Source organism: Niabella digestorum, assembly GCF_036409055.1.
Lineage (GTDB): Bacteria > Bacteroidota > Bacteroidia > Chitinophagales > Chitinophagaceae > Niabella > Niabella composti.
This window is the reverse complement of sequence record NZ_JAZGLY010000004.1, coordinates 405,675-430,315: the sequence shown is the minus strand read 5'-3', so window position 1 is coordinate 430,315 and position 24,641 is coordinate 405,675. Positions and strand designations below refer to the sequence as shown.

Annotated in this window: 20 protein-coding genes; 8 read left to right on the top strand and 12 right to left on the bottom strand. The window is 39.9% G+C overall.

The features are described 5' to 3' along the window. Positions 1-141 precede the first annotated feature (141 nt). Positions 142-1,428 carry a c-type cytochrome gene (locus V2H41_RS09305; protein WP_409966483.1) on the bottom strand — a complete coding sequence of 429 codons (1,287 nt, stop codon included), beginning with the start codon at positions 1,426-1,428 and terminating at the stop codon, positions 142-144. 483 nt (positions 1,429-1,911) lie between these two features. Here V2H41_RS09305 and purN point away from each other — a divergent pair, with 483 nt between their 5' ends. From purN to V2H41_RS09290, 3 genes are all read left to right on the top strand, one after another. Next, positions 1,912-2,478, top strand: a complete 567-nt coding sequence (gene purN / locus V2H41_RS09300; protein ID WP_330974876.1) for a phosphoribosylglycinamide formyltransferase — start codon at positions 1,912-1,914, stop codon at positions 2,476-2,478. 74 nt (positions 2,479-2,552) lie between these two features. Further along, entirely contained in the window at positions 2,553-3,335 is a 783-nt protein-coding gene (locus V2H41_RS09295) for a hypothetical protein (protein ID WP_330974875.1), read from the top strand. 35 nt (positions 3,336-3,370) lie between these two features. Next, complete coding sequence (locus V2H41_RS09290) at positions 3,371-4,957, top strand: N-acyl-D-amino-acid deacylase family protein (protein ID WP_330974874.1); 1,587 nt, start codon at positions 3,371-3,373, stop codon at positions 4,955-4,957. 645 nt (positions 4,958-5,602) lie between these two features. Here V2H41_RS09290 and V2H41_RS09285 read toward each other — a convergent pair. The 7 genes from V2H41_RS09285 to V2H41_RS09255 all read right to left on the bottom strand — a co-directional run bounded on the left by V2H41_RS09285 (position 5,603) and on the right by V2H41_RS09255 (position 13,598). Continuing rightward, the gene (locus tag V2H41_RS09285) at positions 5,603-6,151 is read right to left on the bottom strand and encodes a hypothetical protein (protein WP_330974873.1); all 549 of its coding nucleotides are present in this window, start codon (positions 6,149-6,151) and stop codon (positions 5,603-5,605) included. Between the two features lie 243 nt (positions 6,152-6,394). Next, positions 6,395-6,823 carry a pyrimidine dimer DNA glycosylase/endonuclease V gene (locus V2H41_RS09280; RefSeq protein ID WP_330974872.1) on the bottom strand — a complete coding sequence of 143 codons (429 nt, stop codon included), beginning with the start codon at positions 6,821-6,823 and terminating at the stop codon, positions 6,395-6,397. A gap of 107 nt (positions 6,824-6,930) precedes the next feature. Continuing rightward, positions 6,931-8,499: a hypothetical protein gene (locus V2H41_RS09275; RefSeq protein ID WP_330974871.1), complete on the bottom strand. Its 1,569-nt coding sequence runs from the start codon at positions 8,497-8,499 to the stop codon at positions 6,931-6,933. A gap of 719 nt (positions 8,500-9,218) precedes the next feature. Then, positions 9,219-9,887, bottom strand: a complete 669-nt coding sequence (locus V2H41_RS09270) for a TapB family protein (protein WP_330974870.1) — start codon at positions 9,885-9,887, stop codon at positions 9,219-9,221. Between the two features lie 77 nt (positions 9,888-9,964). After that, the gene (locus V2H41_RS09265) at positions 9,965-10,834 is read right to left on the bottom strand and encodes a pirin family protein (protein WP_330974869.1); all 870 of its coding nucleotides are present in this window, start codon (positions 10,832-10,834) and stop codon (positions 9,965-9,967) included. A gap of 124 nt (positions 10,835-10,958) precedes the next feature. Continuing rightward, the gene (locus V2H41_RS09260; protein ID WP_330974868.1) at positions 10,959-11,543 is read right to left on the bottom strand and encodes a Crp/Fnr family transcriptional regulator; all 585 of its coding nucleotides are present in this window, start codon (positions 11,541-11,543) and stop codon (positions 10,959-10,961) included. Between the two features lie 24 nt (positions 11,544-11,567). Further along, positions 11,568-13,598, bottom strand: a complete 2,031-nt coding sequence (locus V2H41_RS09255; RefSeq protein WP_330974867.1) for an alpha-ketoacid dehydrogenase subunit alpha/beta — start codon at positions 13,596-13,598, stop codon at positions 11,568-11,570. Positions 13,599-13,738: 140 nt separating this feature from the next. Between V2H41_RS09255 and V2H41_RS09250 the strand changes: the two genes are divergently transcribed. Further along, the gene (locus V2H41_RS09250; protein WP_330974866.1) at positions 13,739-14,797 is read left to right on the top strand and encodes a DUF4421 family protein; all 1,059 of its coding nucleotides are present in this window, start codon (positions 13,739-13,741) and stop codon (positions 14,795-14,797) included. Between the two features lies 1 nt (position 14,798). On the opposite strand, the gene V2H41_RS09245 is transcribed toward V2H41_RS09250, so the two are convergent. The 3 genes from V2H41_RS09245 to V2H41_RS09235 all read right to left on the bottom strand — a co-directional run bounded on the left by V2H41_RS09245 (position 14,799) and on the right by V2H41_RS09235 (position 18,723). Then, positions 14,799-16,073 (bottom strand): M16 family metallopeptidase, encoded by a 1,275-nt coding sequence (locus tag V2H41_RS09245; RefSeq protein WP_330974865.1) that lies wholly within the window; start codon positions 16,071-16,073, stop codon positions 14,799-14,801. A 72-nt stretch (positions 16,074-16,145) separates the two neighbouring features. After that, a complete protein-coding gene (locus tag V2H41_RS09240; protein WP_330974864.1) occupies positions 16,146-17,387 on the bottom strand; it encodes a M16 family metallopeptidase in 1,242 nt (413 codons plus the stop codon). A gap of 49 nt (positions 17,388-17,436) precedes the next feature. Next, positions 17,437-18,723 carry an aspartyl protease family protein gene (locus V2H41_RS09235; RefSeq protein ID WP_330974863.1) on the bottom strand — a complete coding sequence of 429 codons (1,287 nt, stop codon included), beginning with the start codon at positions 18,721-18,723 and terminating at the stop codon, positions 17,437-17,439. A 300-nt stretch (positions 18,724-19,023) separates the two neighbouring features. Between V2H41_RS09235 and mqnC the strand changes: the two genes are divergently transcribed. The 3 genes from mqnC to V2H41_RS09220 are packed head-to-tail and all read left to right on the top strand — an operon-like array spanning position 19,024 to position 21,973. Next, a complete protein-coding gene (gene mqnC, locus V2H41_RS09230; protein ID WP_330974862.1) occupies positions 19,024-20,148 on the top strand; it encodes a cyclic dehypoxanthinyl futalosine synthase in 1,125 nt (374 codons plus the stop codon). A 50-nt stretch (positions 20,149-20,198) separates the two neighbouring features. Next, positions 20,199-20,633 carry a carboxymuconolactone decarboxylase family protein gene (locus V2H41_RS09225; RefSeq protein WP_330974861.1) on the top strand — a complete coding sequence of 145 codons (435 nt, stop codon included), beginning with the start codon at positions 20,199-20,201 and terminating at the stop codon, positions 20,631-20,633. 56 nt (positions 20,634-20,689) lie between these two features. After that, complete coding sequence (locus V2H41_RS09220; protein WP_330974860.1) at positions 20,690-21,973, top strand: NAD(P)/FAD-dependent oxidoreductase; 1,284 nt, start codon at positions 20,690-20,692, stop codon at positions 21,971-21,973. A gap of 77 nt (positions 21,974-22,050) precedes the next feature. Here V2H41_RS09220 and V2H41_RS09215 read toward each other — a convergent pair whose 3' ends face one another. Continuing rightward, positions 22,051-23,628 (bottom strand): beta-N-acetylhexosaminidase, encoded by a 1,578-nt coding sequence (locus tag V2H41_RS09215; protein ID WP_330974859.1) that lies wholly within the window; start codon positions 23,626-23,628, stop codon positions 22,051-22,053. A gap of 334 nt (positions 23,629-23,962) precedes the next feature. Here V2H41_RS09215 and V2H41_RS09210 point away from each other — a divergent pair, with 334 nt between their 5' ends. Continuing rightward, positions 23,963-24,640, top strand: coding sequence for a response regulator transcription factor (locus V2H41_RS09210; protein ID WP_330974858.1), 678 nt, complete (start codon positions 23,963-23,965; stop codon positions 24,638-24,640). Position 24,641 lies beyond the last annotated feature (1 nt).

Genomic DNA, 24,641 nt, shown 5'->3' with positions numbered 1-24,641 from the left:
ACCCTAATCCCTTAAGGGACTTTTAAACTCCAGGTTTGCATTTTTTAGGCAGCGCCTGGAGATAGTTAAAAAATAATTCTGTTTTATACTGTTTATATATATTGTATCACCCTCCGCTTCATTACACCGAAGCGGCCGGAATTAATAGTGACATTTCTGACATTCAAGACCACCGATATCTTTCACTGTTACACTATCCATTTTTCCGGCTTTGATATCGTTGTGGAATCTTTCGTAAATGCTATAAAACTGATTGCCTGTTGCAGAGTCAACGTTGAAGTTCACTTTTGTTTCTCTGTGACAGTTCACACACCAGCCCATGCTCAGCTCAGAGAACTGTGCCACTTCATCCATAGCGGTAATTTCGCCATGACAGGTCTGACACTGTACGTTTCCAACTCTCACGTGCTGGCTGTGATTGAAATAAACGTGATCGGGTAAGTTGTGAATTTTTACCCAAGGAATAGGCTTAGCTTTTGAAGGATCCCAGTCGTTAGGATTATTAGGATCGAAACCTGCGTATTCGTACAGTTTCTGAATTTCACGGGTACCATCCACCACATTTCCGTGTCTGTCCTTCAGCTCAGGACCGGTATACTTCTGAATGGTTTTATGACAGTTCATACACACATTTACAGAAGGTATAGCTGCGGTTTTGCTTTCCCAGGCATTACCATGACAGTATAAACAGTTGATCTGATTGATACCTGCGTGAACTTTGTGAGAATAGAAAATAGGTTGCTTAGGCTGATAATCAATTTGTCTATTAACATTGATCATGGCCTTGGTGATGTAATAACCACCGATGATAAACAATACGATAGCTACAATAGCAATGTAAGTCTTATTGCGATATATCGGAAGTGAAGGAGCTGATTTTACACCTTCTGCTTCACGGGCAGCTTTTTGCAGGTTGTAGTTTACATATATTAATACTAATGCAACGAGGGCTAGTATCAGCGATACAACGCCATACATCAGGTCGTTTTGGGTAGAAACGCCGGAGCCTGCAGCCGCACCAGCACCTCCATCTTTAGGAGTATCTAATTTCCCAGAGGCTTTTGCATCAACATACGCCAAAATGCTTTCTATCTGATCATCAGTAAGATCCGGGAAGGTAGTCATAACAGTCGGGCTGAACTTAGACGCCTCAACCGCTTTTGGATAACCAGATGCGATCAGCTTTTGGTTATTTCTAATCCACTCGAACAATTTTCCTCTGTCTTCCCAACGGTCTTGTACCCCAGCCAGTGCCGGTCCGGTACTGTTAGACTTCATATCACCTGAGTGACAGCTCTGACACTTGCTTATATACAAAGTCTTACCCTCCTGAATATCGCCACCCTGTCCAAAAACCGGGGCCACGGACACTAAAAGCGCTATTACAAGTGAGGTTAGTTGGTTAAATAAACACTTATTATTATTCATAAAACACATAAAATCTAAAATGTGGAAAAAACCTCTGATTGACTGCAAAAATAAGGCTCCACGTTAACATTCCAGCAACAATTTGAAAATTTTTTAAACCCGCATCCAGACTGCATTTCAGCGAATTTTGAGGCTTTTTTTAAAAAATTGAAAAATGAATTGTCATTTAAAAGTCATCTATTTTTGCCACCAAAAGATGTGAATATCTCTTTTTAGATGTCTTGATATTGTCATATTTTACAATATATTAACAGTTTTTAACGATTTTCCTCGAACGAAAAAACTTTAGAAAAAACAGTTATTTATTTTTTACCTGAATTTCAATAAATAATTCGCAAATCTTAAATGGATTTTTCAAAAACCCACTTGCTATCGGCCACAAATAGCCACTTTTGCCATTTTTGGGCATTTTCATAAAAATTTGGGGAAAGAAATCATGGTTTTCGGCAGAATATCTATATATATGCATTCATTTTGCAATTTATGAGTAAGAAACTAGCCATTTTCGCCAGCGGGGCAGGCAGTAATGCCCAAAAAATCATCGATTATTTCAAAAACAGCTCTACCGCAGCGGTCACATTAATATTGTGTAATAAACCGGGTGCAGGTGTTTTATCGATAGCCGAAAGGGAGGGGATTGAACATGTATTGATTGAAAAAGCGCAATATAAAATCGACGGCTATGCCTCTTTTTTAAAGGAAAAAGGGATAGATTTTGTAATTCTTGCCGGTTTCTTGTGGAAAATTCCACAAGCCCTTATCGATGCGTATCCTAATCGCATTGTAAATATTCACCCTGCTTTGCTACCCAAATACGGAGGAAAAGGCATGTATGGTGTCCATGTACACGAAGCTGTAATCAAGAATAAAGAAAAAGAAAGCGGTATAACCATACATTATGTAGATGAGCATTACGATCATGGAGACGTTATTTTTCAGGCTAAATGTACGGTAGCGCCTGATGATACACCCGAAACACTGGCTCAAAAAATTCACCAACTCGAACACGCTCATTTTCCACGCGTAATAGAATCGTTAATTACGAAATAAAGACCGAACTTTCATCAGTTTTTTACCAAACTATTTGCAATTTCTTTGTTTGTTTTGACATCTTATTGGTGCTCTTGAAAAGATTTGCATACATATTATTCCTACTGATGGGGTTGGGCCTAGATGCAGATGCCCAAATTGTCATCCGAGGTACCGTGTATGATAGTACGGGAATGTACCCGGTGCAGTCGGTATCGGTATTAGCTACCAGTGGAGTGGGAACTATTACCGATGCCAATGGGGATTATGAAATAAAGGTATCCGAAAACGACTCCATCTGGTTTAGCTATCTGAATAAACCCACACGTAAGTTTCCCGTAAGAACCATTAGCACCCCATATGCATTTGATATATCACTTCAAACCTTTGTTACGCTGTTGCCGACTGTGAAAACTCGCAATAGATATTATAGACAGGACTCGATTCAAAATCGGCAAGATTATGCCAAAATATTTAATTACGAAAAACCAGGGCTTCGGGTAAGCTCGTTGAACGACGGATCCGTAGGTTTCGATCTGGATGCCCTTATCAGTTCTTTTCAGTTTAAGAAAAACCGGCGTATGCAGGCATTCAGGGACCGGTTGATAACACAAGAGCAAGAAGCTTTCATCAGACACCGGTTTAACAAAGCCCTTATCAGGAGAATTACACAGGCTACAGACGACAGTGTGATTACGGCATTTATAGAAATGTATTTTCCATCCTATCTGTTTACTTCTACAGCAAGCGATTATACATTCCACAAGTACATCAAGGATTCTTACAACCGCTTTCTTCAGGGATTACTGCCGCCGCCGCTCTGGCGAGAAGGTGCTACTTCGGAAGAAGATTTGATCCTTTACAGAAAGGAGGATTAATTGCAGAAACCCGCGATTCTTTTTAAATTGCAGGTATGCGCTACATCAAAATCACCCTCCTGTTCGTTATTACTTCACTTACAACTTACGCTCAAACCTTCTGCGATGTTCTTATCAAAAACGGAAAAATCATCGATGGTACCGGCAACAATTGGTTTTACGGCGACGTTGCTATCAAAGATGGTAAAATACTAGACGTAGGAAGAAGTCTTCAATATATCACAGACAAAACCATCGATGCTTCAGGACTGATTGTAGCACCAGGCTTTATTGATGTGCATACGCATATCGAAGGTGATGATGCCAAAAACCCCACGGCCGACAACTTTATTTATGATGGAGTAACCACTGTAATAGCCGGCAACTGCGGTTCCTCCAACGTGCAGGTAGGAAAGTACTTAAACTGGGTAGATTCTTTTAAGCTATCCATAAATGTGGCCACACTTATTGGACATAATGATGTGCGTAGAGCGGTGATGGGTAGAGCCAATCGAGATGCCACACCCGAAGAGCTGAAAAAAATGGAAGCACTCGTAGAAAAAGCTATGCAAGAAGGCGCAGTAGGCCTGTCTACCGGGCTCATCTATATCCCCGGTACGTATGCTAAAACCTCCGAGATCCTGGCATTGGCCAAAGTAGCGGCAAAATACAACGGCATATATGCATCGCATATACGTAACGAAGGCGACAGAGTGGTGGATGCCATCAACGAAGCGCTACATATAGGACGCGAAGCGAAAATACCGGTACAGATCTCTCACTTTAAACTTAGTGGACAGCAAAATTGGGGGCGTAGCAAGGAAACAATACCGTTGGTAACAAAGGCGCGCAGCGAAGGTATTGAGGTTACCATAGACCAGTATCCTTATACTGCCAGTAGCACTTCCATTAGCACTTTGCTACCCGGTGCCCTACTTGCCGATGGGCAGGACAGCATAAGAGCTCGCTTACAAAGACCCGAAGTAAGAAAGCATGCCACTGAAGTAATGTTGAAAAATCTTAAAAAAAGAAAACTGAAACACTTCAGCTATGCCGTAATTGCCTATTACAAGAATGACACTACTTATAATGGCAAAAGCATAGAAGAAATCAATCGTATGATAGGGCGCAAGCATAAGGCCAAAGAAGAAGCTCAAACCATTATGGATATTGCAATGAATGGTGGTGCCAGTGCCGTATTTCATGGCATGAGTGAAGAGGATGTAAAACGCATCATGCAATACCCCTTTAACATGTTTGCTAGCGATGCCTCTATACGTTTGTTTAATGTAGGCATGCCACACCCCCGCGGTTATGGCACTAATGCACGTGTGCTGGGCAAGTATGTAAGAGAAGAAAAGGTGCTCACGCTGGAAGAAGCCATTCGCCGTATGACATCGCTTCCGGCACAAAAGTTTCAGTTAAATGATCGTGGCCTTATCCGAAAAGGAATGGCTGCCGATATTGTCATTTTTGATGAAAAAACGGTTACGGATAAAGCTACTTTTCAACAACCGCATCAATATTCCAAAGGCTTCCACTATGTGTTGGTTAACGGTGTGATTACGTTGGAAAACGAAAAACACACTGGAGTCCGCGCCGGTAAAGCATTGTACGGACCGGGAAAGAACCCTGTTTGGTGAGAAATGAAACAGATTGTATAGGTACATTATTAATTGCTGCCTAGCACAAGATTGCGACAATAGAGACCTTTTATTTATGATCGTTATCCACCAACGCGTTTAAAAAAATCCCCAAATAATAAAAAAGAACTTCTATTACTATTCTCAGTAAAATGTTCTCAATGATTTTAAGATTAACGTTTTGAAATAAGTCTTAGATCTCCAATAATTCGGTGGGTAAGTGAAAGTAGTAATGATTATTCGCAATGCATCCTAGTCGCGAATGTTGCTGCTTTGAAACGACAGATACGCGCTACCCAACTCAGCAGCCTCCAGAAAACAGCTCAATAAGCATTGCTCTCAATGGAGAAGTTTCCTTTTTGGATATCCAGCTGGGTGCAATCACCCATACAATTGTAGCAGCAAATGTTACGAAAGCGTGCAACATCAATACTATCTTTTAAGGTTTCATCAATAACTGTCGAAGAGAGTTTACTCACATGAGCTGCAGTGATTCATAATACATACACCTAGCCGATCCAGGATTGGCAAGGACGACTATTCCCTCTAGTTTCTGAAAAAACGCAATGATATACTTGATGGCTTAAGCCATTCGAGAGGCTTCATGGGTAAATGAAAGCAAACTGTTAGCAAATGTAGAAGGCCTTACAATAATCTGATTTTAAAAAACTGGTCAGCGAGAATTAAGGCTGAGCTGACAAACATGACAATTAAGGTGTTCGCGAGCTGGAATTTCCAGCTTAGATGATATTGCTTCGATATTCTCCGAACCATTAAAAATAAAAGCACACAAACAATTATCGGCAATGTGAAGGTGCCCCATCCCAGATAAGCGCTGATACGCCCCTCATCATTAGGGTTGATACCATTCATCAGTCCTGCTAGGAAACGCATGTAGCATGCTGTGAAAAGCAACAAGTATCCATACTTATCCCATTTTTTGTTTTTGAGCAATAGGAAAACAATCCATCCCTGAAGCAGCGTAACAGCGGGACCTGTAGCAGAGATAATGACTCTATGTAAGTCGTTCGGCTTATTATCGCCTAAGGTCGAGCTCGCATTTAGATACATCGCTGTGTCATATCCCAAAAGCTCGCTTGTAAGCCAGTGTGCAAACTCATGAAATGTCCAGGTAAAGAATACAACAATAATTCCGATCAGAATATATTTTAACGTGATTCGAGTGTCGTTCATTCGGCTTCTTATTTTATTGTTATTACATGCCAGGGGTACGGCATGGCCAAAGCGGGAGGGGGTATTTCTTCCGAAAGAACGTCTGCCGAATCCTAATTTTTATCGAAAACAGGGAAAAGCCGGATATAAAATTTGCTTAAATGAGAGGGTTGGATAGTGAGATAAAAAATAGATGATACCGATTATTTCATTTGCCAAAACCCATATTGCCCACAAGCATACACGGTGTGCGTAATTATATTGTTAGATTATTTCCCACGCTTCTATGCCGCCCTTGACAACTTTAAACATAGGATGGGGGTCGATTTTACTTATTGCTTTTACGAGATCAGATCTTTGAGGATCACGCACATTAAGTTTTCGGAGTAAGTGCTCTTTTTCATATTGCAATTGCCCGCTGGTTACTTTCATTAAAGAAGATGAAAAATTCCAGTCAATCTTTTCTTTGTCAAATGTATACCCTCTACGCGTTGCCTCCTCATATACGGTTGCCAAATATTGGTTTATTCTATCTAATGGATGGTCAGATTGTTTAAATCTGATAAGTTGAGGGTGGTTTCGGTATCCTTTGGTTCGGCCTTCAAGAACGTGCTTGGCAAGAATCGTTTCCCGCCATAATGCCACAAGCCCTTTTGTATCTAAATATTTTGGATGAACCGACCAGATTCGCATATCTTTTTATGTCTTTCATTATTGAAAATGTAGATTGATAAGACGAGGGAGGAAAAATAGATATATATCAGCATATTTATTATGACAAGCTTTGTGATACAAGTATATTATTGAATTGCACTTTTTCCTATTATTAATTTTAATTGATTAAAGGTTTCTGTATCATTTATATTTTGCCAATATTTTTCAAAAGCTGGTTGAAAACGGTCAAAGAGACCTTTTCGTTCTTTATATATTATTAATCTTTCTTTGTCGCAAATTCCGAACATTGAAGACTTCATCATTCTTGCATAAGATAATGCTTGATTATAGGATTTTGTTCTTTCAATATTCGAACTTATATCAAATTTCGCTTCTATAATCAGAGGAGCGTTCTGAAAATATAATTCCCCTTTAGGAAGAAATACAAAATCGGGAACTGCTTTTAAGTTTCTTCCTACTTTTTGAGACAATTGTCTTGTCCAATCCCCTTCTGTATATCCTAATTTCGTTAGTAGTGGAATCAGTAGTTTTTCTTCCACATCTTTTTCGTTTTTAATATCACCTTCGATTTCCAAGTTGGGCTTGTACAATTGTGGCAAGAGAGAAATATCAAATCCCTTTTCAGATAATAATCGTTGAAGTTCTTTATAATCTTTGGCCGTAAATTTTACTCCATTTACTCCTTGAAAGTTTTTCCTTACAATTCCAAGCTGCGAAAAATATTGGTCTGCTTTTAGCTCGTTAAGTGTTATGGGAGAAATCAGAATTCCACTTGTAACTCTTGTTCTACTGTTATAATAATTGAATGGAGTATAAACTCCGTCCATATCTGATCGCCAAATGGATTGAATACAACTATACGGGGAAAGAACATACATTATAATAATGTCGCCCCGTTTAGTGTTCTCATTACAAGTCCAAATGGCTTTTGCATCTTTAATTGGATTTTTCAAGAAATTTTTATAATCTTCTTTACAAGCACCAGTTAGCCAAATGTTAGTTGGCTCGGGCATTTCATCTTTAGTTTGATTATCTTCTAATAGCATAAGTGCAAAATCATAAATACAAGCACATGTTTCTTCTGCTGTTAGATCATGCTGCTTTGAAAAAGCATAAATATTTTTCACCAGCTCTTTATAAAATAACAATCTTCCTCTTTTATCTGGTTTTGTGGGAAGTTCTGGCATTGAAATTTCCAATACATCAAGAATTCTCATGAACACATCAAATCGTTCTCGAAAAAGTATTGGAAAAAAAACATTTGGATATAAGTAAAATAAGGCCAGAGAAAGCTCTGGAAGAATGGAACAAAGAGACTTATAGTTTTGCTTATGTAGATATATTATTCTATCCTTTTCCTTATAAAGGCGTCTTTCTTCCTCATTTACCTCTACTTCTGAAAGTTCAATATTATCAATTAACCTTTCATAATAATCATCGATCCCTTCATTCTCTTTTAGCTGCAAGTTATCAGCCCAAATACACATTAGTATGATACAAAAATTATTAATGCAAGAGTTTAGCATCCTTTCTTTATTATACCCTCCAACTTGCTCACCTAAATATTCGACATAATTTTTAAAAACTTGCTCTGCCCAATTCAGCTCATCATCTTCTTCATGTACGGTAAATAGTTTAATCACACTCTTTCCTCTGTCTGAATTTTTGTATAAACTCCAAATGTTTTTGTTCATTATACGTAAATTTTTATTTACAGTTTTAACTATAGGAAAAATCTTTGTATAACATCATTCTCTACGAATTTAACAAATTATCATACATTTCAACTACAATTCTAGTTGAGTAAAAAGCTGATTGTATTACTCTTATCTAATTTTCCAAATTTTATTTTACTAGCGACAAAACCTTCACTATACAATTTATCTATTGCCGAAAAACGACAGAGATATGAAAGCTTTTGGTAAATGAAATACAAAAACTTCTACTGGATCTTTCAACATCAACTTTCCCCTACTACCACAAGGTAATAGCCATGCAAAGACATCAAAGATTTTCGCTATGTATTGGTTAAGGTATGGCGATTTCTCGAAAATGTAAACTCACAATAACGAGGGGACTTTAAAATAGGATAGCAATTAAGTGCTAGATGTATGATAAAAATTGCCTGGGTATAGGGAAGAATAGCCGGAAAGCAATGTAATTACTGAATGGCTATTCCACCGGAATGATGACGACCTCCGGTCGTACCACAAAAACCCGATCAAATAGCTTTCATAAAGTGTCTAAACATATTCTTCATCACCTATACCCATGAGCAACTACCGAACTCCATAGGCATTAATGGTTTGGTTAAAGTGAACAACAGATACGGGTTTCGAAAATCTCAACCCAGCATTTACAAACCTATCCTTAGAATAACAAAGCTTTTACTGTATAAAATTACAAATATTTTTTATTCTATAGACAACAATTCCTGCGTACCGGACTTAGAGCTGCTTTTTACCACCCCAAAACCCGGAACGAACCACTCGGTCATATCTACGTTTACTGGTATTGATATCCCCATGGTAATCACCATTTTAGCGTTGTAAGAAATTTTATATGCATCCCAAGATCCGGCCTTGGTAGTTACTCTTTCTTTATCTAAAACTTTTCTGTTGGTTACCTCCATGGACAATTTGGCACGCATGCCTTTTTGCATGGTTACATCCATATCAAACTTTCCGTCTGGTAGAGTTTGGCCAACTTTTATATTACCGGGATACTCGAGGTAGGAAATTTTTCCGTCTACATCAGCATCTTTAAACTGTTGCATTTGCGAGCTAGTAACCAATGTTTTCATATCCAACATCAGCACACCATTCTTACACTGCATATTTCCTTGCATAGCCACAATCGACTTTCCCTTTTTATCAAAGGCTTCGGATTTTATTTTAGAAGTGACAACACCGCCGCTATTACTTACATCCAACACCTTATAAACAAATCTTCCGTTTTCTTTTCCACTTTTGTCAAAAGAGCCCATGGTGATGGTTTTATTATTTTGCATATAATAATAACCGCATTGGGCATAAGCATTCACACCAATGTACAAAATTGCAAGCAGAAATATAAGTCTCATATCCTGAAGTTTTAAAGCTGCAAAATACATACAGCTTTACACTCCGGCAATCCCTCGAATAGGCGATAGACGCAGGCTTAGGCAAGTACGCCGTAAGCACCGCGCTGAAACTCTTTTATCGCTTCCACTATTTCATCCTGCGTGTTCATTACGAACGGACCGTAACTGGCAATGGGTTCTTCTATAGGGGTACCGCTCAATAATAAAACCACTGCATCGGTATCGGCTTTAATCTCTACTGATGTTCCGTCGTTATTAAACAAAACAAAATCGTGTTGATGTACTGGGCGATCATTTACTGTTACATTTCCCTCCACCACCAGTAGGGCGGTATTGTGCGTTGCAGGAATGGTAGCCGATACCTGTCCTTTTGCATGCAGCTTAATGTCAAAAAGGTTTACAGGTGTATAAGTAGTTGCCGCACCATTCTGACCGTTGAAACTCCCGGCAATTACATTTACTTCTCCACCATCATTGGGTAATAAAACTTTGGGAATGCGGTCTGCAGTCAAAGCCTGATAATGCGGATTTACCAACTTGTATGCTTTAGGTAGATTTACCCAAAGCTGAACCATCTCAAAAATGCCTCCCTCAGCCGCAAATTGTGCATCATGATACTCTTTATGCAGCAGGCCTGAGCCGGCAGTCATCCACTGCACATCACCCGGATGTATCACACCACTGTTGCCGGCACTGTCATGATGGGCCACACTGCCTTTATATGCTATAGTAACTGTTTCAAATCCTTTGTGAGGATGTGCATCCACGCCTCGGGGTGTATCTGTAGGCGAGAAATAATGCGCCGCGGCAAAATCCATCAGTAAAAATGGGCTCAACCTATGTTGCTCTATGCCTCCCCTGGGAATATAATTGTAAACTCTAAAACCATCTCCTACCATTCCGGCATGCCTGGGTCTTGAAACTACTTTTTCTATTGTCTTTTTCATCGTCTTAAGTTTTAAACAAAGCTACCCACATGCCTTACCCCCATACAATAATCTGGATTAAGCAAAAAGCTTAATCTAGATTAATGATTACAGCGAACAAAAAGCTCACAAGATTGTTTTAGGGCTATTTGCGCTTCATAGGCTGGCTAAGCATTTTGCTAAAAAACTCCGGTGTTACACCTATGTACGAAGCAATATATTTCTGCGGCATCGACTGAATAAGAGAAGGATATCTTTTGCAAAAATTACTGTAACGTTCTGCAGCGGTAAGACTGAGGGCATCGATGAGTCTTTGTTGAAAAGTAGCCAGTGCTCGTTCTGCTAGTATTCTAAAATAACGCTCCAAGGCAGGTATTTTCTCATACAGTTGTTCTTTGTCATGTTGGCTGATCCATACTATTTCGCTATCCTCTATGGCTTCTACATTTAAGGTGGCGGGTTCGTCATAGAGGACGCTGCGCATATCACCAATCCACCATCCGGCCGGAGCAAACTGGATAATATGTTCATTACCGTTTTTATCAATAGCATAGCTGCGCAAACAACCACTGCTCACAAAAGACACCTGCTGCTGCATGTCTCCTTCCAAAAAAAGAAAATGCTTTTTTTTCACCTTCTTTTCTTTCAGAAAACTTTTCAAAACAGCAATGTCGTCTTCACTCAATGTTACGTGTTTTGAAATGCTTTGTATCAACAGATCATATGCCATAGTAATGATTTTATTAAGCTAGCATTAATAAGCCAGCAGTTCATCCATACATTTTTCAAGTCTTGCTACAGCCATAAAATTCTTTTCCAATGCTTTGTTAAACGGTACAGGTGTATCTAGCGAAGCACAACGCATTACCGGAGCATCCAACATATTAAAACAGTGTTCTCCAATCCAGGCGGCAATCTCCGCCCCGATGCCTCCCGTCAGTGTATCCTCATGCAAAATTAGTACGCGGCCTGTTCGGGCTGTCGTATTTCTGATGGCATCATAATCTAGGGGCAGCAAGCTTCTCAAATCCAATATCTCCACATCTACTTCGGGGTGTGCTTCGGCATATTGCTGCGCCCATATAACACCCATGCCGTAAGTAATAATGGAAACATCTTCTCCGGATTGCACCAAACGTGCTTTTCCGATTTCCACTTCATAGAAGGCGTTGGGCACCCGCTCGGTAAGACTGCGATAAAGGGCTTTGTGCTCAAAGAAAAGCACCGGATTGGGATCATTGATGGCTGCTATTAGTAATCCTTTAGCATCACGTGGAGAAGCGGGATACACTATTTTTAATCCGGGAACATGGGCAAACCAGGCCTCATTGCTCTGACTATGAAAAGGGCCAGCCCCCATACCGCCGCCAGTAGGCATGCGCACCACCACGTCGGCCGGTTGTCCCCATCGATAATGAATTTTTGCAAGATTATTTACAATTTGATTAAAGGCCATGGTTACAAAATCGGCAAATTGCATTTCCACTACCGACTTGTACCCCTCCAAAGCCAATCCCAGTGCGGCTCCTACCACACCACTCTCGCAAATGGGTGTATTGCGAATTCTTTTTTTTCCAAAGATGTTCACTAGACCCTCAGTAACCTTAAAGGCTCCGCCATATTCTGCAATATCCTGACCCATGATGATGAGCTTTTCATGCTCTTTCATGGATTGAATAAGACCTTCCTTTATGGCATCTATAAAACGTTTTTCCGATGCATCATTTTCATCCACATTCAGTAATTCTTCACTTTGCTGATGTGGATAGTACACTTCATCCAGCTCAAGTTTTGTATCAATAACGAAGTAAGATTTTTCTTTTTCCGCTGCAGCCAGTTCTTCTTCTATCTGGGTTTTAATTTCATCCCGCACAGCCTGCAGACCTTCCTGCGTAATGATTTCCTGCTCTTGCAAATACTGTTCAAAATTGTTAACGGGGTCTTTTTGCTGCCACAGCTCAAATAAGGAAGATGGTACATAATGCGTGCCACTAGCTTCTTCATGGCCACGCATGCGAAAAGTCACACACTCTACCAGATAAGGTTTTTGGTAGGTGATACAATATTCCCTCACGCCTTTGATGGTATCGTATACTGCCAGAATATTGTTACCGTCGATTCGTACGCCCTCCATGCCATATCCTTTGGCCTTGTCTACCAAATGCACACAGCGGTATTGCTCATTCGTAGGAGTGCTTAAGGCATAGCCATTGTTTTCCACAAGAAAAATGACTGGCAGGTCCCACACTGCTGCAATATTGAGAGCTTCATGAAAATCGCCTTCGCTGGTTCCCCCTTCGCCCGTGAAAGCTAAAACAGCTTTGTTTTGTTCTGCCAGCTGATAAGCGAGCGCTACCCCATCCGCCACTGCTAGCTGAGGCCCCAGATGCGAAATCATGCCACAGATATAATGATCGCTGCTACCGAAATGAAAGCTACGTTCTCTTCCTTTACTGTACCCGTCCTGCTCGCCCTGCCACTGCTTAAAAAGCTTTCGTAAAGGCATTTGTCGGGTGGTAAATACACCCAGATTACGATGTAGTGGCATTATCCACTCATCCTGTTGCATAGCCATTGTTGCTCCCACAGCGATAGCCTCCTGACCGATACCACTAAACCATTTGCTTATTTTTCCTTGACGTAGCAAAATGAGCATTTTTTCTTCTATAAGGCGGGGGTATAACAGACTTCGATGCAACTGCAGCAACTGCGCATTGGACAAGTCTTTTCGGTCGAAAAACATATTACAAACGTAAGTTTTTTTATCGATAGCAAATATTAGCATTTTGAACACTTACCTGATGTGAACCTTCACACCCCAAGACTTTTCGATAGTGTGCCCATACGGCTATCTCCGTTCCTCTAAGTAAAATATTTTTTAATACAGAACCGAAAATATTATTGTAATTTGTGATACCTTATCATATGAAGAAGTTTATTATTGCATTCCTAAACCTAGCGAGTTCCATTGCAACATACGCACAATATCAAGCCGAACGATACGATACCAGTTATTATGTATCTTATCGAGATAAACTTACGCTGGGGCCATTATTGGCTAAAAAAAATACGGCGTTCAAAATGAATGCTAGTGAATCGAATGCATTAAGATACTTCTCTAACAATCCCTCTCGGATAGGATTATATGCCAATCACGATTTCTTAGCGCTATCTGGTACTATAGGTGTAGGTCGTCTGGACCCATCTAGTTCCAAAGACAAAGGAAAAACTAAGCAATTAAATCTTCAGCTCAGCTTCACAGGACGTAAGGTGCTAGCAGATATTTATATTCAGCGTTATAAAGGTTTATATGCCAATATCACCCATGCCGACATCGGCAACAGTGGGAAATATTATGTACGTCCTGATATCGCCACAAGCCTTTATGGAACCACAATTACTATTATTGACAATAACCGCAGATTTACCGCACAGGCTCCTTTCTTACTGGATTCGCGACAAAAGAAATCGGCCGGCTCGTTATTGTATGGAGGTGAAATTTATTATGGTAATGCTACTGGCGACAGCGCATTTATTCCTTCACAACAAGCAGAAGACTATCCTCACTCCGATATACACAAAATTCACTTTATCACAATAGGACCTGGCGTAGGCTATGGCTATACTTTCGTGACAAAGCAATACCTTTTTCTTACAGGTATGCTTTCTTTAAATGGAGATATTAGTTATATCACCGAACACAATCTCAACAATGAAAAGCACACGGGATGGAAATTCAATCCTAATTTAAAAATGAAAGCAGCCGCCGGCTATAACACAGAAAAATGGGGTATATCGCTATCGTACGTTTCCAATCGCATCTTCTTTACATCAAAAGAAATAGATGCGCGCTATCTGAATTATAACGATAATTACAAGCTGATGTATGTACGCAGAATCAATGCAGGCAAAACCATTCCTAAAATAACCGGTTTTGCCAAAAATATAATCAATAAAGTAGGCTTGGGTTTTCTGGTAAACTAGCTTATATCACTATCAATTCGTAAAAATCTTCCGGTATCAGATACTTTTCGGCGGTCTGCTGTAATGTTTTAGCAGAAATGGATTTGATATGGGAGATATATCTATTAAAGTAATCATTGTCCAGTTCATTCAATATAATATTTTTCCATCTTCCTATGATCTGAAACGGACCATCCAAATCGCCCAGAATAGTCCCCATCATAAAGTTCTTTACAAGCATCAATTCCTCTTCGTCAATAGGCTCTTCCCTCAATCTATGCATTTCTTTATACACTTCCTCGATGGTGGCTTCGCTTACATCCCGACCGGCCTCGGTAGTAATCATCCAGCCATTCTCTTTTCTATTGCCCAGCAGATAGCTATGAATACCATAGGTATACCCTTTGTCTTCGCGAATATTCATCATCAATCTACTCCCGAAAAAGCCACCAAACAGTACATTTAATACCTGAGCATTTAAAAAATCAGGATGATGTCTGTTGCCGAAAGGTCGCGCCATACGTATAGATCCCTGGCTGCTGTTGGCATCATTTACTACGCGATGCTTTTTTTCCTGTGCTGGTGTTGCAGCATGCACTATGGTATTAGGGGTTGCGTTTTTAAAATCTCCAAAATACTGGTTCAGCACTGTTGAAAGATGAGGGGGCAGTTTTCCGGCAATAAAAATTTTAAAAGAACCTTCTTTATAATATTTATTGTAAAATGCAACTAAATCATCTCTGGTCAGTTTATCAAAATCCTCATGACGGCTGAAGCGACCATAGGGGTGCTCTCCTCCAAACAGATAAGCATCAATTAGCCTTCCTGCCACGAAACTGCTTTTTTTCAGATTAATGTCTAATTTTTGCTTCATGTTTTGAATGGCAATATCCATTTCTGTTTGCAGTAAGGCTGCTTCGGAAAGAATTTCGCGCACCACAGGTAAAAGCATCTCTGTATGTTTGGTAAGACAGTGCAGTGTAAGCGTAGCAAACTCCGCTCCGCAATGACGGTTTAAATAAGCACCGTAGTACTCAAAATGTTCGTTGATTTCAAGTGCCGATTGTTGATGCGTACCGTTTTTCAGCAAATAGTTGGTAACAGCTGCCACCAGATTTTTCTGCTCATACCAATTACCCGCGTCAAATACCCATTCGATTTGCAATACCTCCTCCGTACCTGCATCTATCGCATACACTTCCACACCATTATTTAAAATATACTTCTGATACGGCTGTAATTGCAGATTAAAATTAACTGGATGCACAATCGTGGGCGCTACAGATCTATTCAGCATGAGCAAATATTTATTTTCAAAAATTAGAAATATCGATAACAACTGTCATGAAAGAACCGCTTTTCAAGCTTTCTATCTATTTTTTGCCAGATAATAAAGCGTACTACTATTGGAGTCTCTGAAAACCTTATTGGCAGTTTCATGAATATCCGACACGGTTACGGAGGCATACTGTTGCAACTCCGTATTCATCATGTTGGCATCACCTAGTAGTTCGTAAAACGCTAGGCTGGAGGCACGATTTAACACACTCATATCTTCGAAAGCCAGCATGCTTTCTGTTTTGTTTTTTACTTTCTGTAATTCTTTATCGGATATGATCTGTTCCTTAAACTCCTTTAGAATGGCTTCAACAGCGGCTTCGGCGGCTTTAATGTCTACCCCTTTCACTAGCTTACCTTCGATACAAATGATGCCAGGGTCCAAACTCCCGAAATGGTAGCATTGTATGTTTACGAAAAGCTGCTGTTCTTTTACTAATTTTTGATAAAGCCTAGAAGACTCGCCTCCGCCCAAGATATCGGTGATTAGATCCGCCACATAATATTCTTTATTCAGACGCCCGCCAATATGCCAGCATTTATAAAAAGCATCTAGCGGTACATCGGCTGTTACTTCCAACCGACGGGCTTCGGTTTGTTCCGGCTCTTGCGGAAGTTGACGCACATATTTTTCTCCCGATTCAATATCACCAAACCATTTTTCCGCTAATCGTTTTACTTCCTCCACATCAATATTGCCTGCCACTACTAGAATAGCATTTACCGGACGATAATGCTTAAAGAAAAAAGCTTTTACATCGCTGAGCTGTGCCTGCTCAATATGAGCCAGCTCCTTGCCTATGGTCATCCAACGGTAAGGATGCTGTTTATAAGCCAACTCTCGCATTTTAAACCAGGCATCGCCATAAGGCTTATCTAGATAATGCTCTTTAAACTCTTCGCATACCACCTTCCGCTGTACTTCCAAGCTTTTTTCGCTGAAGGCTAGCGAAAGCATACGGTCGCTTTCCAGCCAGAAAGCTGTTTCAAGATTTTCGGCCGGAAGCTGTATATAGTAATTAGTAAGATCGTTGGTTGTATAAGCATTGTTTTCTCCTCCGGCCATTTGCAAAGGCTCGTCGTACACCGGAATGTTTACCGAACCTCCGAACATTAGATGCTCAAACAAATGCGCAAAGCCCGTGCGCTGAGGATCCTCATCTCTAGCCCCCACATCGTACAACACGTTCATCACCGCCAGAGGGGTGGATTTGTCTACATGCGCTATCACACGCAAACCATTGCTTAAAACAAATTTTTCAAATTGAACCATGCAGCGAAAGTAGTTTTGATTTTTGAAACAGTCAAAACCCTCCTAAAGTTCATTCTAGCGGTGGGGTGGTATATAAATCGCTGCCCGATTTTATCCGAATTTTTTCTCTGAAAGTATTGGGAATGCTTTGATTGGAGATATATTTTCCATTCAGGATGTTGATAATTTTCATTTTTTTCATTTGTAATTCATTGTTCCTTCTAATAAGAATATTAATGATACCATAAGTGGATTGCAGCATCTGCTTCATTTCATTCAACGTCATCCCGAAACGATTATTCACGGCAATCACCTCATCCCCAGCCTTAAGACCTGCCCGATCCGCGGGCGAACCATTAGGTATATCACCGATTATAGGTCTACCGTCGATCAGATATAACTCCAAACCCGAATAAGCATAATCAAATGGATCTCGAAAAAACTTATTAGGGGTGATGTAAATCTCTTTTTTATTATAGTTTAGAATACAGTTAAATCTACGGAAGATATCGTTTCCAATTAAGCCACCATATGTGGGGTAGGAAGTGATATTGTGGGTATCATCGAAAATATTTAAGGGCACATATCGGAACTTATACGGACCAATTCTTAACTTTTTCATTACGCTGATATACATGTCTACCTTACCTCCAAGCCCCTCACCTTGTTTTAGGTACTTCCGTCTCTTCTTTTTAAGAAAGGCGCTATCTTCCATATATTTCTTGGAAAACAGTACGGTAAGGCCAGCCCCAATATCATACAGATAATAAAACTGACGTTTTACATGATCTTTAACCTGGGACTGTAAATAGGGAAGCGTATTTAATTGTGGTTGCAATAAATAGCCTCCACGTGGATATTTTATACTACCATTGGAACAAAATGTTATTTCTTGCTTTTCATAATCTATTTTTAGGATAAACCGGCTTAATACAGCATACCCAACAATGCCGTCAATTTTTTCCCCATACAATGCCGAAAGGATCTCATAATCCACTACATGAAAATTAAGACTGTCAATCTCTAGACCATTAACGGTTAGCTTTCTGTTCTTGAGCACGCCCACTTTTTGTACACCACCAACCCCTCGAACCAGACGCTCCGGAGCCGGTGGCTCTATACCCAACTCGCGTACAGTGGTAGAATCCAGCGATATACCACCACTTCCGGTATCCAATATAAACAACAGCGAGTCCTTTTTATCGTCTAACAGGGCTTTAAAACAAATGACACCTCCCGTAAATTGTATAAACTTAATAGTGGTGAGTTCCTGACTAGACGGCTCTTCGAAGGAATCCTGTGCGGCTACCCGGAAAAACAGTACAATCAAGGGCAAACTGGTAAAGAGTATTTTCATTAGGTAAAACAATCCGATTAAAATTACTTCTTTTTATAAAAGCGCCTATTCATTTATGATGAAAGGAATGCTAAAGGGCTCACTGTACCTGTTCAAACGAAGCAACTTACCCGTAAATCCTTAATACTCCGATTATTTACAATGATAAAAACAAATAAAGCGCTTCGATGGTTATTATTAACAATATTAAGAACGGAGCGGTGCCTTCCAGTGTTGCAAAATTATCTATATCGTTGATGTTGATGAGAATGAAATGCTTTATCATTCATTTCGTACCTTAGCCTATAATTTACTCCGCATATGGATTTAGAGGATCTTTATAAAAAAGCGTTGAATTTTGAGTTTCTAAGTGTAGAGGAAGGTGTATTCCTGTATCACAACGCCCCGCTGAGTGAGCTCATGTATGTAGCAGACGAGCTGCGTAAAATACAGGTACCCCATGGAAAAGTAACCTGGCAGATCGATCGTAACGTAAATACAACCAATGTTTGTATCGCCAACTGTAAGTTTTGCAATTTTTTTCGCATTCCCGGACATCCTGAGGCTTATATAACCGATATGGACACCTATCGCCAAAAGATTCGAGAAACCATCCAATACGGAGGCGATCAATTGCTACTGCAAGGAGGCCACCATCCCGAGTTAGGATTACAATTTTATGTAGATACGTTTCGTGCCATAAAGGCCGAATTCCCTGATATCCGCCTACACGCTTTAGGGCCACCCGAAATAGCACATATCACCAAACTGGAAAAGAGTACTCACCGTGAAGTGCTGATGGCTTTGAAAGAGGCCGGATTGGATTCTCTTCCCGGAGCGGGAGCGGAAATATTAGTAGATCGGGTACGTCGTCTTATCAGTAAGGGAAAATGTGGGGCGCAAGAATGGCTAGACATTATGCATGAAGCGCATAAGCTGGATATCACCACCTCTGCAACCATGATGTTCGGCCATGTAGAAACTATAGAAGAACGCTTTGAACATTTAGTGAAAATACGCGAAGTGCAAAGTCGCAAACCCGAAGGCACCAACGGATTTCTGGCTTTTATTGCCTGGACATTTCAGGATGTAGATACATTGTTGGCACGTATTAGAGGTGTACACAATCTTACCACTGCAGAGGAGTATGTGCGTATGGTAGCACTGTCACGCATTATGCTACCCAATATTAAAAATATACAGGCTAGCTGGCTAACCGTAGGAAAAGCTACAGCGCAGGTATGTCTCCATGCCGGAGCTAACGATTTCGGTAGCATTATGATTGAGGAGAATGTAGTAAGTGCTGCAGGTGCACCACACAGGTTTACCTATAAAACCATTCAAGAAGCTATTCGCGAAGCCGGCTTTGAACCACAATTACGCAATCAGTTGTACCAGTGGCGTGAAATTCCTGAAACCATACAGGAACAGGTAATCGATTATTAGCCAACACTGAGAAAAGATCAAAGATCATTATAAGTAAAAATATAAAGAATATGCGTATTGATTATGGAACTGTGGCTCCCGAGGGATATAAGACTTTATTGGCGATGTATGGCTATTTAAAGCACACAGCATTACCAGCATCTTTACTACATATTGTTTATTTAAGAGTATCGCAAATCAATGGTTGCCCTTATTGCATAGATTTACATTGGAAAGACGCCATCAACAGTGGGGAAGACGCACGTAAATTAAATGCGATAGTAAAATGGAAAGACATGCCTTTCTTTTCCAAAAAAGAAAAAGCAGCTCTAGCCCTGGCCGAAGCAATGACGATATTAAAAGATCAAGAAGTGCCGGAAGCTATTCTTAACGAAGCGCGTCAGCATTTTAATGAAAAGGACTTAGTAGACTTAAGCTTTGCTATAGCACACATGAATATGCTGAATCGTGTAGCAATAACTTTTCACAAAGTTCCCGAAAAATAATCCGACGGTATTTATTACTGTGGGGTTCAATAAATATTAAAGTAATAAACATTCTTATGGCTGATGCTATTAAAAAAGTGGTGGTTGTTGGCGGTGGTTTCGCCGGCGTTAATTTCATAAAGAAACTGGCCAAGAATCCTGCGTTCGATATTACGCTGGTGGATTTGAATAATTATAACTTCTTTCCACCTTTATTATATCAGGTGGCAACAGGTTTTCTGGAGCCCTCCAGTATCAGTTATCCGTTCCGGAAATTTCTGAGAAATAAATCCAATGTACATTTCCGGATGGGAGAGATGAAAAAAGTTCTTCCTGCTGAAAACAAAATTATTCTTTCGAATGGAGAGCTGGAATATGATATACTGGTAATAGCCACGGGTGCTGTTACCAATTTTTTTGGTATGGAGAACGTAAAGCGGTATGCCATTCCAATGAAAACATTGAGTGATGCGCTGGCTATGCGTAACCTACTACTCAACCGCTTAGAAGAAGCGTCCCGCACTACAGATATTGATTTAAAACGAAGATTGCTCACTACTGTGATAGCAGGCGCCGGACCTACAGGTGTAGAGGTGTCTGGTATGTTTGCCGAAATGCGGCAGACTATTATCCGTAAGGACTATCCCGAACTAGGTAAAGGGCTAAGCGAAATTATTTTGGTAGATGGTGGTCAAGCAGTACTGTCTCCCATGTCTGAATCTTCACAGAAATACTCCAAAGAATCTCTGGAAAAGCTGGGTGTGAAAGTAATGCTGAATACCAGAGTAAAGGATTTTGACGGAGAAGAAGTAACCCTCTCTGACGACACGGTTATCAAAACCAAAAATCTGATTTGGGCCGCAGGAGTTTCTGCCGTTGCTTACGAAGGTATCCCCGAAGAAAGCATTGGTCCCGGAAAACGAATGTTGGTGGATGAATACAATAAAATTTTAGGCACCGAGAATATTTATGCGATAGGAGACACCTGTCTTCAAACTTCAGACCCCAATTTTCCTAAAGGGCATCCGCAGGTAGCTCAAGTAGCCATACAACAGGGTAAATTATTGGCTAAAAATTTAACCAAACCCGCATCCGAAAGAACCCCGTTTAAATATAACGACAAAGGCTCTATGGCTATCATCGGCCGTAATAAAGCAGTTGCGGATATTCCTAAGCCAAAATTTCACTTCAACGGATTTTTGGCATGGGTAGTATGGCTATTCATACACGTAATGTCGCTGTTAACAGTAAAAAATCGGTTAAGAACTTTCACCAACTGGGTGATTGCTTATTTTAGCAAAGACCAATCGTTCCGTATGATTATTCGTCCCGAGGATAAAGAAAAAAATCTTTCAACCTAAACGACTTTTCTTCATATACATATTATGAGAAATGCTCCGATATTGACGGAGCATTTCTTTTTATCATAATAACAACTTTATAAACGCATATTGAAGGGATCGAAATAATGAATCTTTTCTTTTTTATACAAATCAAAATGTTGTTTTAATTTCCTAACAAATGCATCGTAGTCTTTCTTATCGGTCGGGGTCCAGGCCGCTTCTGATAAAGCTGCAATTCTCGGGAAAAGCATAAAATCCAAACGGTGCGTATCGGCAATGGTTTCAGTCCACAAGTTGGCCTGTATGCCCAATACTTGACGATAATTAGCGTCATTAATTACTGATAGATTGCGAGCGTTAAAATCATACACCCCTTTCAAGGAGCTATAAGCTTTACCCCATTTGCGCCCAATGGAATGCGTGCTATCTTGCACAAAATCGAAATATAAAGGAATGCGTGGACAAAGCACCGCACTATATCCTTTCCTCAATGCCGTATCCAGCTGGTAAAGTCTGTCGTGTCGCCACCAGAATACAATCGTTCTGTCTCGGGAAAAATTCATATTGGCTACTTCATCCCATGCCAACAGTTTTGCATTCATTTTAAAAACAGAGTCGGCCATTCGCTGCATGAAATATTGTTCCACCTCCAGCACATTGTTGAGCTTATTTTGGGCCATCAGCTTTTTTACTTCCGGATCAGACAGCCATTGTTGATTGCCAAAGCTTACTTCATCACCGCCCAAATGCAACATCCCTGAAGGGAATAAAGCATTTACCTCTCTCAGTATATCAGTGAGATAGGAATAAGTAGCCTCCTTACCGGGATGAAAAGTAAAATTGGGATATTTTTCACTACCTCCACCGCTAAACTCAGGATAGGCACGATTGGCAGCAGTGGCATGTCCGGGCATATCAATCTCGGGTATTACTGTAATATTTCTTTCAGCAGCATAACGAACGACTTCCGCAATTTGATCCTGTGTATAATATTGAGCCGGCGTATTGGGATCGGTGTGTGAACCTACGCCTCCTACCAGAGCCAATCGTGGATATTTTTTAATTTCTATACGCCAACCGGGCTCATCTGTGAGGTGCCAATGAAAACGGTTCAGCTTATACAAAGCCATCCAGTCTAAAATAGATTTTACCTTATTAATACCGAAAAAATGTCTTGACTCGTCCAACATGAGTCCGCGCCACGCATACAACGGAGCATCTTTAATATTCCATCCGGCTAAGACAATTTTTTGGTCTTTTTTACTACCTGAGGCTGCTAACTGTAACAAACTAGAAATTCCGTTAATTACTCCTGCGGTAGAATTTCCTGTAATAATTACTTTTTTATCTGTTACGGATAATAGATATCCTTCTTCGTTGGCCGTAGCATTATTACTTAAGCGCAATTCTACTACATCGGCAACAGGGGTAGTGGGCGTGGGGATTAACGGTATCGCAAACATATGCAGCATGCGAAACTGCAAATAGCCGGCAGCAGATCTTAGTTCCGGTTTTTCAATAAATAACTTAGTCTGTGAGCTAATGATGAAGCTATCTTTTGTTTTAACAGCTTCCAGTGGTTTTGGTATAATAGGGCATTGTTGTGCCGATATATTATTATAATACACTATCAGCAAACAAGCGAAAACGAAATGGAATATCGGTTTCAGCATATCGGTTCAATTATGAATAGATGTTTAGAAAACATTTCATTGGCAATACATCGTCAAAGTAAACGATTTTACTTGTAGGTATATGTAAAAATTGTTGCGCCCCATTGAAACATTTATTATTGCGCTTACCTCTCGGGCTTTACTATGTATGCTTTTTTGATGGAAATTATTTTGAAATTATAAGATCCTTTTATCAATGAAAATTTATTTTCTTTAAAGAGGGGCCAGTACTTTTATTAAAAAATTAATACTTTACCATTTTCAAAAGAATAAATATTTGTCAATTTTGAATAAGTGCAAATATCTACTGTTTTAAATAAGTTGAATAATAATTATGCAAATATTGATTGTTGAAGACGACAGAAGGATAAGTGATTTTTTAGTAAAAGGCCTTGAGGAGGTCGGTTATGTAATTACTTTATGCAAATCGGGCGAAGAAGTCCTTCAGCAATATCTTTCTCTGAGTTTCGATTTAATGATTATAGACGTAATGCTGCCCGGTATTGATGGTATTCAATTGGTACAAACTATACGGTATAAGAAAATTTTCACCCCAATTCTTATGCTGAGTGCATTGAATAGTGTGCTAGACAAAACCACCGCCTTAGATAGCGGTGCAGATGATTATATGACCAAACCTTTTCATTTTGATGAATTGCTTGCACGCATAAAAGCACTCACACGAAGAAATCAATACGATCAATTAGACACCTCAAAGCATATACAAGATTTTGGGCCTATTCAAATCGACACTCACCAATATAAGGTGCACTTAAATCAAAACCCAGTCGACTTGTCTCCCCGCGAATTCAAATTACTTAAATATTTATGCGATAATTACGGCAAAGTGGTTACTCGGCAGCAAATTCTAAATGCAGTATGGGGCATTCATTTTGAAAACCCTTCAAACGTTGTAGATGTTTACATTTCTTATCTGAGAAATAAACTCGAATCTAAGCAAAAATTTATCCACACGGTAAAAGGAATAGGCTATCTATTTAAGGTAGAATAAT